Origin of the sequence: Sphaerotilus sp. (assembly GCF_041083715.1) — a bacterium.
In the GTDB taxonomy this organism is placed as follows: Bacteria; Pseudomonadota; Gammaproteobacteria; order Burkholderiales; family Burkholderiaceae_C; genus Sphaerotilus.
This window is the reverse complement of sequence record NZ_JBFPGY010000047.1, coordinates 1-13,098: the sequence shown is the minus strand read 5'-3', so window position 1 is coordinate 13,098 and position 13,098 is coordinate 1. Positions and strand designations below refer to the sequence as shown.

Here is a 13,098-nt window from a genome sequence, read left to right as displayed (position 1 = left end):
CCGAGGCCTTCGCCGACATGCTGGCCTTCGTCAGCGGCTACGGCCAGACCAACGTGCGCACGCGCGATCCGGAGCCATGGCGCCCGCTGCGGTTGAACCTGGCTGCGGGCGCGGATTACCGCGCAGGCTGGCTCAACATCGACACCCACCCCGAGACCCAGCCCGATCTGCTGCTCGACCTCGGCCAGTGGCAGACACTGCCGCTGCTGATGAACGGCACCCTCTGCGGACCCGTGCGCCTGGAGGCAGGCCAGTTCGCCGAGATCGGTGCAGGCAACGTGCTGGTGCGCACGCCGGACCTGGCCACGCTGATGACGCAGGCGCTGGTCCTGCTGCGCGAAGGGGGACGCCTGGTCGTCGAGGTGCCCTGCGAGCATTCGCCGACCGCGTGGCGCGACCCGACCCACCTGCGCGCGCTCAACGAGAACTCCTGGACCTGCTACACCGAGACCTTCTGGCAGCTCGGCTGGTTCACGCACCGCTTCCAGATCGAGAACTCCGGCTACCGCGACCTGAACCGCAGGAACTGCCGCCGCGAAAAGGCCGCATCCATGGTGCTCGTGCTCCAGAAGGTGGCCACCACACCTGCCGAGCGCACGCTGGCCCGCACGATGAGCCATGACTGCCTGGTGCCGGACGACACCGTGCCGGCGCAGGACCAGCTGCTGCCCGCCGCCAGTTCGCGGCCGCTGCAGGTGCTGCTCCAGGAATCCGCAGCCACACGCGAATCCCTGCTGGCTGGCGTCCACAGCGAATAGCCGACGCCGGACCCGAGGCGTACCGCTTTCTTTCTCAGCGGGCGGTCCGGTACGGCTCCTCGAACGCCAGGAAATCCTGCTCGGCCAGCGCCTCGGCCACCCAGGCCACCACACCCGGCGCAGCCCAGACCTGCGCCATCCAGTCGGCCACCACCGGCGACACCGGCAGCGCATAGGTGCGCAGCCGTGCTACCACCGGTGCGAAGTACGCATCCGCGGTGCTGAAGGTACCGAACAGGAACGGCCCGCCACTGTCCGCCAGCGCTTCGGTCCACATCGCCACCAGCCGGTCCAGATCGGCCTGCACCGCCGGGTGCTCGGCCAGCATCTGCGCGCCGATCTCGGGCAGCGAGGCCTCGATGTTCATCGGGCAGCGGCTGCGCAGACCCGTGAAACCGGCATGCATCTCGGCGCACATCGAACGGGCACGGGCACGCTGGCGGGCCTCGCGCGGCCACAGCGCACGCTCGGGGTGGCATTCGGCCAGGTACTCGGCCATCGCCAGCGTGTCCCAGACCACCAGCCCGTCGTCATCGACCAGCAGCGGCACCTTGCCCGTCGGTGACAGGCCGGCCAGCGTGGTCTTGAACACCGAACCGGCATCGAAGCTGTCGAAGCGCACCATCACCTCGTCGAAGGGAATGCCGAACTGCCGCAGCAGCACCCACGGACGCATGGACCAGGACGAGTAGTTCTTGTTGCCGATGTAGAGCTGCATGGGGATTGTTCCTGTCGTGGATGACGCCACGATGCTAGGCGGCCGCGCCACCGCGTCGGTTGACGATCCTGCATGCCATCCATGACCGGGCGTCATGCATGCCGGCGCGCTCAGTCGACATGGGCATCCAGTTCCGGATCGGCCACGTCTCCGATCGCGACCCGTGTCAGCGCCGCCTGCGCCAGGACCCAGTCGGCAAAGGCCCGGACTTCGGGACGCTGCGCCACAGCCGCACCACCCAGCGGCACCAGCCAGTAACACGGCGGCGCCCAGCGGCGCCCGGACGCCCCGAACGGCTCGACCAGATCCCCGCGCGCCAACGCCTCGTGCACCATCGCCAGCCGCGCCAGCGCCACACCCTGACCCGCCAGCGCGGCCTGCACCTGCTGGTGGGTGTAGTTGACGCTGATCCAGCGCCGTGGCGTCAGGTGCGCCAGCCCGCAGCCGGCCAGCCAGCTGGGCCAGGACAGCAGCGTCGAGGGCGAATGGCCGTCGTCCATCTCCAGCAGCGTGTGCTCGGTCAGATCGGCCGGGCGTGACAGCCGCGGCGCATGGCCCCGTCCGACGGCCTCCGCCAGTCCGGCGCTGACCACCGGTGTCAGCACCTCGCCGAACAGCCGCACGGCACCAGCCGGCACCCGGTCCGCGCTGCAGTGGCGCAGCGCCACGTCCAGCTCGAGATCATCGACCTCGACCAGGCGGTCGGACGCGGCGATGCGCAGGTCGGCGTCCGGGTGCGCGCGCTCGAAATCGGGCAGCCGCGGCATCAGCCACAGCGAGGCGAACGAGGGAAAGGTCGTCACGCTGACCTGCGCCCGGCTGCGCGTCATGCGGATCTGGCGCACGCAGGCATCCAGCCGCGCCAGCACCGGCTGCACGGTGCGCTGCAGCGTCTGGCCGGCCAGGGTCAGCTCGACCTTGCGCGTGGCGCGGTGGAAGAGCTGGGCGCCAAGCTCGTCCTCCAGCCCCTTGATCTGGCGGCTGATCGCCGGCTGGGTGACATGCAGCTCCTCGGCAGCGGCGCTGAAGCTCAGACGCCGCGCCGCGGCCTCGAAGCTGCGCAGGCAATCCAGCGGGAGCGGACGGTGCGGAATGCGATTCATGCGCCGATGGTATCCATCGCACCACCCGAACCGGGGAGCCCTCCCCCCGGACAGGCTGTGCTGGACCCGATTCCTCGGGATTGCCCGGTTTCTGCCGATATCCGACTATTCAAGGAACATAAGTTACAGTCACTTACGATCAAGATGCCAAGCAGGCCGGTTGATCGTTCTCTTCCCGGACCATCTCGATGCACGTCTCGATCGTCGTTCTGAATTACAACTACGCCCGGTTCATCGGTGCGGCGATCGACTCGGCCCTGCGTCAGACCCAGCCCGGCTGCGAGGTGATCGTGGTCGACAACGGCTCGACCGATGACTCGCTGTCGGTGATCGCCCGCTACGGCGACCGGGTGCGGCTGGTGCGCCAGAAGGTCAACATCGGCCAGGGCCAGGGCTACAACCTCGGCATCGAGGCCGCATGCGGCGAATGGATCGTCTGGCTGGACGCCGACGACGTGCTCGACGACGACGCCATGGCCACCTGCCTATCGCTGGCCGACGCCGGCACCGCCAAGGTCCACTACCCGATGCGGCTGATCGACGCGGAGGGCGCCTTGCTCGGTGGCGTGATCCCCTTCCTGCGGCATGACGGCGACGTGGTGCCCGTCATCCGCACGCTCGGCCACTACGCCGGTCCACCCGGCAGCGGCAACCTCTATCGCCGCTCGGCGGTCGCGCCCTACTTCCCGGTCAGGCCCGAAGACTGGCCGATCTGCACCGACACCGTGCCCTTCGTCACCGCGCCTTTCCACGGCCGCGTGGTCGGCGCCAGCCGGCCGCTGGGCGGCTACCGCCTGCACCGCAAGGCCAACCCCAGCGCGGCGCCCGGCTACCGCGGCAACTACAGCGGCAGCATCGGCCTCGAAGTCAGCCTGGTCGAGCGCAGCCGCGACCGCACGATGGCGCTGCTGCGCGAGCGCTCAGGCATCGTGGTCGACGGCCCCTTCCTGATGCTGCCCACCCACGTGCGCCACCGCATCACCTCGTGGCGCTGGGCCCGCGAGGCCCACCCCTTCAAGCAGGACACCGCCGGCAGCCTCTGGCGCCTGATGCGCGACTCGCTGAAGGCCTGCCCCGGCTACAACGAGACGCAGCGCGCCGCCATGCTGGCCTGGGCCACGGGCGCGCTCTTCCTGCCTGCGGCGATGGCCGGTGCCGTGATGTCCACCAGCCGCGCCAATCCGGTCTGGGAAACCGTGACCCGCTGGACCAAGCGCCTGGGCACCTGATCCATCCCGGAATGCCGGACGGCCGCCACCACGCGCCATTCCGGGCTCAACCTTCCCCCCGAACCGCCGATCTTCCCGACATGACACGCACCTCCGCCCTCGAATGCCGCTTCTGCAGGGCGCCGCTGCGCACCAGCTTCGTCGATCTGGGCATGAGCCCGCTGTGCCAGACGCACATCGCGCCGGACCAGCTCGGCAACATGGAACCCTTCTTCCCGCTGCACGCCTACGTCTGCGATGACTGCCACCTGGTGCAGCTGCAGGAGTTCGTGGCGCCGGATGCGATCTTCAGCGAGTACGCCTACTTCTCGTCCTACTCGTCGAGCTGGGTGGAACACGCGCGCCGCTACGCGGTGATGGCCGCCGAGCGCTTCAGCCTCGGCCCGCAGAGCCAGGTGATGGAGATCGCCAGCAACGACGGCTACCTGCTCCAGCACTTCGTCGCCGCGGGCATCCCGGTGCTGGGCATCGAGCCAGCCGCCAACGTCGCCAAGGTGGCCATCGAACGGGGCATCCCGACGACCGTGCGCTTCATGGGCCGCACATCCGCTGCGGACATCGCCCGCGAACACGGCCGTGCCGACCTGCTGCTGGGCAACAACGTGCTCGCGCACGTGCCGGACCTGAATGACTTCGTCGGCGGCATGAAGCACCTGCTCGCCCCGGGCGGCACGATCACGATGGAGTTCCCGCACCTGCTGCGCCTGATCGAAGGCGTGCAGTTCGACACCATCTACCACGAGCACTTCAGCTACCTGTCGCTGGTCACGGTCGAGCGCGTCTTCGCGCACCACGGCCTGACGCTGTTCGACGTGGAGGAGCTGCCCACGCACGGCGGCTCGCTGCGCATCTACGCCCGCCACACCGACGAGAACGTGAATGGCACGGCGCGTCCGATCGGCGAACGGGTCCACGCCCTGCGCGAACGCGAGATCGCCGACGGTTACCTAGGCACCGAGCGCTACCAGGGCTTCGGCGACCGCGTGCGCGAGACCAAGCGCAAGCTGCTGGCCTTCCTGATCGACGCCAAGGCGCGCGGCAAGACGGTGGTCGGCTACGGCGCGCCGGGCAAGGGCAACACGCTGCTGAACTACTGCGGCATCCGCACCGACTTCCTCGACTTCACGGTGGACGCCAACCCCTACAAGCAGGGCAAGTTCACCCCCGGCACCCGCATCCCGATCCTGGCCCCACAGGCAATCCGCGAGACCAGGCCCGACTACGTGCTGATCCTGCCGTGGAACCTGAAGGACGAGATCGCACGCGACGCCTCGTACATCCGCGAATGGGGCGGGCAGTTCGTCGTGCCGATCCCCGAAGTGACCGTGTTCTGACCCTCCCTCTTGCCCAGCACCTGCCCACCATGAAAATTCTCGTCACCGGCACCGAGGGCTACATCGGTGCCCGCCTCGCTCCCTGGCTCGAAGCCGCTGGCCATGAAGTCACCGGCCTGGACATCGGCTTCTACGGCGACGGCCGGCTCTACCACGACCCGCAAGCCACCCGCCTCAGCGCCCGCACGCTGTTCAAGGACCTGCGCACCGTCGAGCCCGCCGACTTGGCCGGCTTCGACGCGGTGATCCACCTGGCCGAGCTGTCCAACGACCCGCTGGGCCAGAACCGCCCCGAGGTCACGATGAAGATCAACCACGAAGGCTCGCTGCGCATCGCCAAGGCGGCGCGCGAAGCCGGCGTGCGGCGCTTCGTCTACGCCTCGTCGTGCAGCGTCTATGGCGTGGGCACGGGTGACTTCCTCGACGAGCGCTCGCCCGTCAACCCGCAGACCGCCTACGCCGTGTGCAAGACGCTGGTCGAGCGCGACGTGACGCCGATGGCGAGCGACGACTTCAGCGTCGTCTTCCTGCGCAACGCCACCGCCTACGGGCCGTCGCCGCGCATGCGCTTCGACATCGTGCTCAACGACCTGTGCGCACTGGCCCGCACGACCGGGCGCATCGCCATGGTCAGCGACGGCAGCCCGTGGCGCCCGATCGTCCACGTCGAGGACATCTGCGAAGCGATGCGCTGCGCGGTCGAAGCGCCGGCCGATGCCATCAACGGCGAGGTCTTCAACGTCGGGCGCACGGACGAGAACTTCCGCGTGCGCGAGATCGCCCAGCTCGTCGCCGCCGCCTTCCCCGGCTGCGAGGTCACGGCCGGCCCGCCGAGCGCGGACAACCGCAGCTACCGCGTCTCGTTCGAGAAGATCGAGAAGCGCCTGCCCGGCTTTGTCGCCCGCTGGACCGCAAAGCGCGGCGCCGAGGAGCTGGCCAGCCTGTTCCAGCGCATCGACTTCACCGAGGCCGACCACCGCTGGCGCCCCTACACCCGGCTGAAGCAGTTGCAGTACCTGCAGCGCACCGGGCAGGTGGACGACGACCTGTACTGGAGCGCGCGTTGATCTTCGCGCCGACGGCGATCGACGGCGTGCGGCACATCCGCCTCGCGCCGATGGCCGACGAGCGCGGCTCGTTCGCGCGGACGTGGTGCCGCGAGACCTTCGCCGCGAACGGGCTGGATGCCGCCATGGTGCAGACCAGCACCTCGTACAACGCCCGCGCCGGCACGCTGCGCGGCATGCACTTCGCGTGGCCACCCGCCACCGAATGCAAGCTGGTGCGCTGCACCCGCGGCCGGGTGCTGGACCAGCTGCTCGACCTGCGCCCCGCATCGCCGACCTACCGCGCCACCGTGTCGGTGGAGCTGGATTCGGCGCTTGGCAACGCGCTGTGGATTCCGCGCGGCGTGGCGCATGGGTTCCAGACGCTGGTGGACGACAGCGAGGTCTTCTACATGATGACCGAGGCGTACCGGGGCGACCTCGGCGCGGGCGTGCGGGCCGATGATCCGGCGTTCGGACTGACGTGGCCGCTGCCGGTGACGGCGATGTCCGAGCGCGACCGTGACGCCGCCGACTTCGACGACGCTGCACACCGCCAGCGCTACGCAGCCGGGACCCCGGATGCTGCTTGACGCCCTGCTCTCCGACGACGCGGCGGGCGCTGCCGCCGCCGACGCCTGGGCGCTGATCGAGGCGCTCTACCCGCTGTGCCGCAGCCTGACCGGCGACGGCGTGCGCCAGACGCTGGACTGCATCGGCGCGCGCATCCCGCTGGTCCGCACCGAAGTCCCGAGCGGCACGCCCGCCTGCGACTGGGAGATTCCGCGCGAGTGGAACATCCGCGATGCGTGGATCGCCGATCTGGGTCCAGGAGGCGACGGGCACCGTGTGGTCGATTTCCGCGCCCACAACCTGCACGTGATGGGCTACTCGGTGCCGGTGCGCCGCACGATGACGCTGGACGAACTCCAGCCGCACCTGCACTCGCTGCCCGACCATCCGGACTGGATTCCCTACCGCACCAGCTACTACCGAGAGCAGTGGGGCTTCTGCCTGCGCCACCGCGACCGCGAGCGGCTCGGGCCCGGCCCCTACGAGGTGGTGATCGACGCCGACCTGGCGCCGGGGCACCTGAGCTACGCCGAGTCGGTGATTCCGGGCGAGTCCGACGACGAGGTGCTGGTCTACACGCACACCTGCCACCCCTCGCTGGCCAACGACAACCTGAGCGGCATCGCCGTCGCGGTCGAGCTGGCGCGGGCGCTGCATCAAGCCCCGACGAAGCCCCGGCTGACGTGGCGCTTCATCTTCGGCCCCGGCACCATCGGCTCGCTGGCCTGGCTGTCGCGCAACGAAGAGCGGCTCGGTCGCGTGCGCGCCGGGCTGGTGCTCGGGCTGCTGGGCGATCCAGGCGTGCTGCACTACAAGCACAGCCGCCGCGGCGACACGCTGACCGACCGCGCTGCCGCCCACGTCCTGCGCGGCACGGACGCCCACGCCCCCGCCAAGCTGCTCGACTTCGAGCCCTACGGCTACGACGAGCGCCAGTTCTGCTCACCCGGCTTCGACTTGGCCGTGGGCCGCCTGACCCGCTCGCCCAACAGCACCTACGCCGAATACCACACCAGCGCCGACGACCTGTCGCTGATCCGCCCCGCGCAGCTCGCCGCGGCGCTGCAGACGCTGGCCCGGCTCGCCTCGGTGCTCGACGCCAACCGCACGCCGCTCAACCTCAGCCCCAAGGGCGAGCCGCGGCTCGGCAAGCGCGGCCTGTACGGCAGCGTCGGCGGCGGCGCACCCGGTGCGTTCGAGCACGCGCTGCTGTGGGTGCTGAACCAGGCCGATGGCAGCCGCGACCTGCTCGCCATCGCCGAGCGCGCCCGGCTGCCGTTCGAGCAAGTGGAACAAGCCGCCAGTGCGCTCGAACGTGCCGGGCTGCTGCGCACGGTCGAACCCGCCGTGCCCGAAGACCTCGATTCCCGAAAGAAAGGCCCTCTGCCATGAAAGTCGTCCTCTTCTGCGGTGGCCTCGGCACGCGCCTGCGCGAGCACTCCGACACCATCCCCAAGCCGCTGGTCAACATCGGCGTGCGGCCCATCCTGTGGCACCTGATGCGCTACTACGCGCACTTCGGCCACAAGGAATTCATCCTGTGCCTGGGCTACCGCGGCGACCTGATCCGCGAGTACTTCCTGAACTACAACGAGTGCCTGTCGAACGACTTCGTGCTGAGCGAAGGTGGCCGCAAGGTCGATCTGGTCCACAGCGACCTGCAGGACTGGAAGATCACCTTCGTCGACACCGGCCTGCACGCCAACATCGGCCAGCGCCTGATGCGCGCCCGCAAGTACCTGGGCGACGACGAGGAGTTCCTCGCCAACTACGCCGACGGCCTGAGCGACCTGCCGCTGGACCAGCACCTCGCCGAGTTCCGCGCCAGCGGCGTCACGGCCAGCTTCGCCACCGTGCCCTCGCCGCAGAGCTTCCACGCGCTGCACAGCGACGACAACGGCATCGTCACCGGCTTCGGCCCGCTCAACGAGCGGCCATACTGGATCAACGCGGGCTTCTTCTGCCTGCGCCGGGAAATCTTCGACGTGCTCGAAGAGGGGGATGAACTGGTCGAGGCCCCCTTCCAGCGGCTCATCGCCCAGCGCCAGCTCGGCGCCTTCCGCCACCGCGGGTTCTGGCAGCCGATGGACACCTTCAAGGACAAGATCACCTACGACCGCATGGAGGGCAAGGGCAACTGCCCGTGGATGGTCTGGAAGCCCGAGCGCATCGAATCGGCACGCCACGCATGCTGTCCCTGAATCCCGCGGCAGGCCGCTCCCGGCTGGACCTGCTCTGCCTGGGCGCGCACAGCGACGACCTCGAGATCGGCTGCGGCGGCGCCGTGCTGCGCTGGCTGGCGGAGGTGCCGCAGGTGCATGTCACCTGGGTCGTGCTGAGCGCCCCTGGCGAGCGCGCCGATGAGGCGCGGCGCAGCGCCAAGGCACTGCTGAAGGACGCGGCATCCGCCGAGGTGGTGATCGGCGATTTCAGCGACGCCCATTTCCCGTCGGAAACCGCGCGCATCAAGGCCTTCTTCGCCGACCTGGGCCGCCGCATCACGCCCGATGTCGTGCTCACCCACCGGCTGGAAGACCGCCACCAGGACCACCGCACCGTTGCCGAGCTGACCTGGCAGGCCTGGCGCGACCACCTCGTGCTGGAGTACGAGATCCCCAAGTACGAAGGCGACCTCGGCCAGCCCAATGTCTATGTGCCACTGCCCGCGGACATCGCGCGCCGCAAGGTACGCCACCTGATGAAGCACTTCGGCACGCAGCGTTCGAAGGGCTGGTTCACCGAGGCGACGTTCCAGGGGCTGATGGCGCTGCGCGGCATCGAATGCCGCGCACCGAGCGGGCAGGCCGAAGCACTGCACGCACGCAAGGTGGTGCTGTGAACCCCAGGCTGGCGCTGGTCACCGGCGGCTCGCGCGGCCTCGGGCATGCGCTGGTCACGCAGTTGCAGGCGGCGGGGTGGCGCGTGGTCGAGTGGTCCCGCTCCGCTCCGATGGCGGACTCGATCCGGGTCGATCTGGCACAGCCGGCGGCGGTCGCGCAGGCGGTCGGTGTGGCACTGGCGGGGATCCATCCGCTGTCGGTCACCGAGCTGCTGGTGCTGCACAACGCCGGCACGGTGCAGCCGCTCGGTCCTGCCGCCCACGCTCCGGTCGGCGACGTCATCGACGCGCTGAACGTCAACCTCGTCTCGGGCATCACCTTCCTGTCCACGGCGATGGCGCATTTCCAGCCCTGCCCGGGCCGCAAGGTCGTCGCGCAGATCTCCTCCGGCGCCGCCGTGCGCGCCCACGCCGGGCTGTCGCTCTACAGCGCGGCCAAGGCGGGCATGGACCAGTTCATGCGCGTCGTCGCCGCCGAGCAGGCGCGGCAGGCGCATCCTTTTCTCGCGCTGAGCATCGACCCTGGCGCCCTCGACACCGGCATGCAGGCCACGCTGCGCAACGCCTCGCCCGACGACTACCCCGGCGCAGCGGCCTTCGCCCAGCGCCAGCGCGACGGAGCACTCGGCCAGGTCGAGGACGTGGCGGCGGCGGTGCGGCGCCTGCTGGCCGATGACACGCTGACACCTGGCGAGCGGCACCATGTCCGCACATACCTCGTCTGAGCAGCCACGGGAAACTCCCCCCACCACGGGCTGGCAAAGTGGCCAAGATGCCGCCCACATGGCCCCCATTCCACCCCGGCGCATCGACGCCCACCAGCACTTCTGGCGCCCCGCCCGCGGCGACTACCACTGGCTGCGCCCGGACGTGGCGGCGCTGGCCCCGATCTGCCGCGACTTCGACCCCGCCGACCTGCACCCGCTGCTGAGCGCGCACGGCGTGGTGCAGACCGTGCTGGTGCAGGCAGCGGACAGCGAGGCCGAGACCGACTTCCTGCTGTCGCTGGCCGAGGCGCATTCCTTCATCGGCGGCGTGGTCGGCTGGGTGGACCTGGGCCGGATCGAATCGGTGGCGACGCTGGAACGCTGGGCGGCGCATCCCCGGCTGAAGGGGGTGCGGCCCATGCTGCAGGATCTGCCGGATGCCGACTGGATCGCCCGGGCGCCGCATCCCGAGGTCATGCGCACGCTCGTTCGCCTCGGGCTGCGCTTCGATGCACTGGTGCAGCCGTGGCATCTGCAACCGCTGCTGCGCTTCCTGCACGACTGGCCGGAACTGCCCGTGGTGGTCGACCACGCCGCCAAGCCGCAGCTGGCGCAAGGCTGGTCCGGCGACTGGGCCGTGGCTTGGCGCAGCGGACTGGCAGCACTCGCGGCGCTGCCCGGTGTGCACTGCAAGCTGTCCGGTCTGCTGACGGAGGCCACCGACCCCGCCCGCGCCGGTGGTCCGCCCAGCATCGCGGCGCTGCAGCCGGTGTGGGACACGCTGCTGGCGCTGTTCGGCCCGCAGCGGCTGCTGTGGGGCAGCGACTGGCCAGTGCTGAATCTCGCCGCCGACTACGCCCGCTGGATCGACGTCAGCGAAACCCTGATGCAGCCTCTGGGCGAAGCCGAGCGCGACGCCATCCGCTGCACCAACGCCGCCCGCTTCTACGGCCTCTTCCTTCCCGACACACGTACCCCATGAACCTGCACCTGAACGACCGCGCCTACCTCGTCACCGGAGGCGGATCGGGCATCGGCGCGGCCATCTCGCTGAGCCTGGCGCGCGAGGGCGCAGTCCCGGTGATCCTCGGGCGTGATCCGCTGCCGGAAGACTTCGCGCACACGCTGCGCACACTGCAGCCCGCAGCGCAGTTCCACCAGCTCGACCTGACGGACGAGGACGCCTGCCGCACGGCGGTGGCCCGGGCCGCCGAATCCCTGGGTGGCCTGCACGGGCTGGTGAACAACGCGGGTGTCAACGACCACGTCGGACTGGAGGCCGGTCGCAGCGCCTTCGTGCAATCCATCGACCGCAACCTGACGCACTGCTACCTGATGGCCCACCTCTGCCTGCCGTACCTGCAGGCCCACGGCCCGGCGGGCGCCGCCGCCATCGTCAACATCGGATCCAAGACCGCGCTGACCGGTCAGGGCGACACCAGCGGCTACGTCGCCAGCAAGGGCGCGCTGCTCGGGCTGACCCGCGAGTGGGCTGCGGCGTTGCGTGGCGACGGCATCCGGGTCAACGCGGTGATCCCCGCCGAGGTGATGACGCCGATGTACCGCGGCGAACTGGCTCGCCTGCCGGATCCCGCCGCGGCACAGGCGGCGATCGAGCGGCGCATCCCGCTCGGCCAGCGCATGACCACACCCGAGGAAATCGCCGACATGGTGGTGTTCCTGCTGTCTCCACGGTCGAGCCACACGACGGGGCAGTGGATCGTGGTCGACGGGGGCTACACGCACCTGGACCGGGCGATCGGGAGCACATCCAGTGCGGATTCGATTGGTAGGCCGTGTAGGACTTGAACCTACGACCAAAGGATTATGAGTCCTTGAAAGCGGCTGTTTTGAGGTGTTGATGTCAGTTGATACGCGAGCCTGATTCCATGTAAATCAACGACTTACCCGTATCACAGTGTTGAGTAGCGTTTATCCGCATGTGACAATGGTGCTTACATAGGCGCTTACATGGACTCAGGATGGCCCGAATCAGACTCACTGCCGGCCGCATTGCATCAGCTACATGCCCGGACGGGAAAACTCAGGCGTTCCTATGGGATGACACTGCGCCTGGCCTAGCGGTGCGGGTGACGGCTGCCGGGGACAGAGCGTTCATCTTCCAGTCCCGGCTGAATGGCGCCGTGCTGCGGATAACCATCGGAAAGCCGGAGTCGTGGAGCATCCCCGAGGCCCGTACCGAGGCCCGCAGGCTGCAAACGCTGGTGGACAAGGGCACCGACCCCCGCGCAGAGAAAGCCGCCACAATCGCCAGCGACACCGCCGACCGTGCCGCCGCGAAGGTCGAACGCCAGCGCCAGCAAGTCACCGGGCTGGAAGCTTGGGGCGCCTACTGCACCGCCCGCGCCGCACATTGGGGCGACCTGAGCAAGCGGGACCACGCCAGCGCCGTGCAGGCCGGTGGAGAGGCCCGCGCACGCTCCAAGACCCTGACCACGCAACCCGGCCCGCTGCTGGCCCTGCTGTCGCGTCCGCTGGCGCTGGTGAACGCCGACGCTGTGGAAGCATGGCTGAAGGTCGAGACAGCCAACCGCCCGACCGTGGCCGCCCGGAACTTCCGCCTGTTGCGTGGCTTCCTGCGCTGGTGTGGCGAGCATCCCGAGTTCTGCGCCATCGCCCAGGCCGAAGCCCACAAGCCCCGCCGCGTGCGCGAACTGGTGGCCCCGGTGGGCACGAAGGACGATTGCCTACAGCGCGAACAGTTGCCCCTGTGGTTCGAGGCTGTGCGCAAGCTGTCGAACCCGGTGCCGGCCGCGTTCCTTCAGGTGGC

At 69.5% G+C, this 13,098-nt stretch carries 14 protein-coding genes and 1 tRNA gene; 12 read left to right on the top strand and 3 right to left on the bottom strand.

Annotation, left to right across the window (positions count from 1 at the left end; all coding sequences use genetic code 11):
• Positions 1 to 758, top strand: a 758-nt coding sequence (locus AB3X43_RS02350; RefSeq protein WP_473965045.1) for a class I SAM-dependent methyltransferase, incomplete at its 5' end; no start/stop codon positions are given.
• A 34-nt stretch (positions 759 to 792) separates the two neighbouring features.
• Here the strand turns inward: AB3X43_RS02350 and AB3X43_RS02345 are convergent.
• Both AB3X43_RS02345 and AB3X43_RS02340 read right to left on the bottom strand, forming a co-directional pair.
• Positions 793 to 1,476, bottom strand: a complete 684-nt coding sequence (locus AB3X43_RS02345; protein WP_369428282.1) for a glutathione S-transferase family protein — start codon at positions 1,474 to 1,476, stop codon at positions 793 to 795.
• Between the two features lie 110 nt (positions 1,477 to 1,586).
• A complete protein-coding gene (locus AB3X43_RS02340; RefSeq protein ID WP_369428281.1) occupies positions 1,587 to 2,579 on the bottom strand; it encodes a LysR family transcriptional regulator in 993 nt (330 codons plus the stop codon).
• A 188-nt stretch (positions 2,580 to 2,767) separates the two neighbouring features.
• Here AB3X43_RS02340 and AB3X43_RS02335 point away from each other — a divergent pair, with 188 nt between their 5' ends.
• The 10 genes from AB3X43_RS02335 to AB3X43_RS02290 all read left to right on the top strand — a co-directional run bounded on the left by AB3X43_RS02335 (position 2,768) and on the right by AB3X43_RS02290 (position 12,116).
• The gene (locus AB3X43_RS02335; protein ID WP_369428280.1) at positions 2,768 to 3,808 is read left to right on the top strand and encodes a glycosyltransferase family 2 protein; all 1,041 of its coding nucleotides are present in this window, start codon (positions 2,768 to 2,770) and stop codon (positions 3,806 to 3,808) included.
• Positions 3,809 to 3,888: 80 nt separating this feature from the next.
• Positions 3,889 to 5,142, top strand: a complete 1,254-nt coding sequence (locus AB3X43_RS02330) for a methyltransferase domain-containing protein (RefSeq protein WP_369428279.1) — start codon at positions 3,889 to 3,891, stop codon at positions 5,140 to 5,142.
• A 29-nt stretch (positions 5,143 to 5,171) separates the two neighbouring features.
• Positions 5,172 to 6,209 carry an NAD-dependent epimerase/dehydratase family protein gene (locus AB3X43_RS02325; RefSeq protein WP_369428278.1) on the top strand — a complete coding sequence of 346 codons (1,038 nt, stop codon included), beginning with the start codon at positions 5,172 to 5,174 and terminating at the stop codon, positions 6,207 to 6,209.
• Entirely contained in the window at positions 6,206 to 6,781 is a 576-nt protein-coding gene (locus AB3X43_RS02320) for a dTDP-4-dehydrorhamnose 3,5-epimerase family protein (protein ID WP_369428277.1), read from the top strand. The genes AB3X43_RS02325 and AB3X43_RS02320 overlap by 4 nt, the downstream gene beginning before the upstream one ends.
• A complete protein-coding gene (locus AB3X43_RS02315; RefSeq protein WP_369428276.1) occupies positions 6,771 to 8,153 on the top strand; it encodes a DUF4910 domain-containing protein in 1,383 nt (460 codons plus the stop codon). Before AB3X43_RS02320 ends, AB3X43_RS02315 begins: the two co-directional genes overlap by 11 nt.
• Complete coding sequence (locus AB3X43_RS02310; protein WP_369428275.1) at positions 8,150 to 8,962, top strand: sugar phosphate nucleotidyltransferase; 813 nt, start codon at positions 8,150 to 8,152, stop codon at positions 8,960 to 8,962. The genes AB3X43_RS02315 and AB3X43_RS02310 overlap by 4 nt, the downstream gene beginning before the upstream one ends.
• Positions 8,950 to 9,600 carry a PIG-L deacetylase family protein gene (locus AB3X43_RS02305; protein ID WP_369428274.1) on the top strand — a complete coding sequence of 217 codons (651 nt, stop codon included), beginning with the start codon at positions 8,950 to 8,952 and terminating at the stop codon, positions 9,598 to 9,600. Before AB3X43_RS02310 ends, AB3X43_RS02305 begins: the two co-directional genes overlap by 13 nt.
• Entirely contained in the window at positions 9,597 to 10,325 is a 729-nt protein-coding gene (locus AB3X43_RS02300) for an SDR family NAD(P)-dependent oxidoreductase (RefSeq protein ID WP_369428273.1), read from the top strand. Before AB3X43_RS02305 ends, AB3X43_RS02300 begins: the two co-directional genes overlap by 4 nt.
• A 58-nt stretch (positions 10,326 to 10,383) precedes the next feature.
• Positions 10,384 to 11,289: an amidohydrolase family protein gene (locus tag AB3X43_RS02295; RefSeq protein WP_369428272.1), complete on the top strand. Its 906-nt coding sequence runs from the start codon at positions 10,384 to 10,386 to the stop codon at positions 11,287 to 11,289.
• Positions 11,286 to 12,116, top strand: a complete 831-nt coding sequence (locus AB3X43_RS02290; RefSeq protein ID WP_369428271.1) for an SDR family oxidoreductase — start codon at positions 11,286 to 11,288, stop codon at positions 12,114 to 12,116. The genes AB3X43_RS02295 and AB3X43_RS02290 overlap by 4 nt, the downstream gene beginning before the upstream one ends.
• On the opposite strand, the gene AB3X43_RS02285 is transcribed toward AB3X43_RS02290, so the two are convergent.
• A tRNA-Met gene (locus AB3X43_RS02285) sits at positions 12,095 to 12,213 on the bottom strand. The genes AB3X43_RS02290 and AB3X43_RS02285 overlap by 22 nt on opposite strands.
• A 76-nt stretch (positions 12,214 to 12,289) precedes the next feature.
• Between AB3X43_RS02285 and AB3X43_RS02280 the strand changes: the two genes are divergently transcribed.
• Positions 12,290 to 13,098: Arm DNA-binding domain-containing protein (locus tag AB3X43_RS02280; protein ID WP_369428270.1), on the top strand; the 809-nt coding region annotated here is incomplete at its 3' end.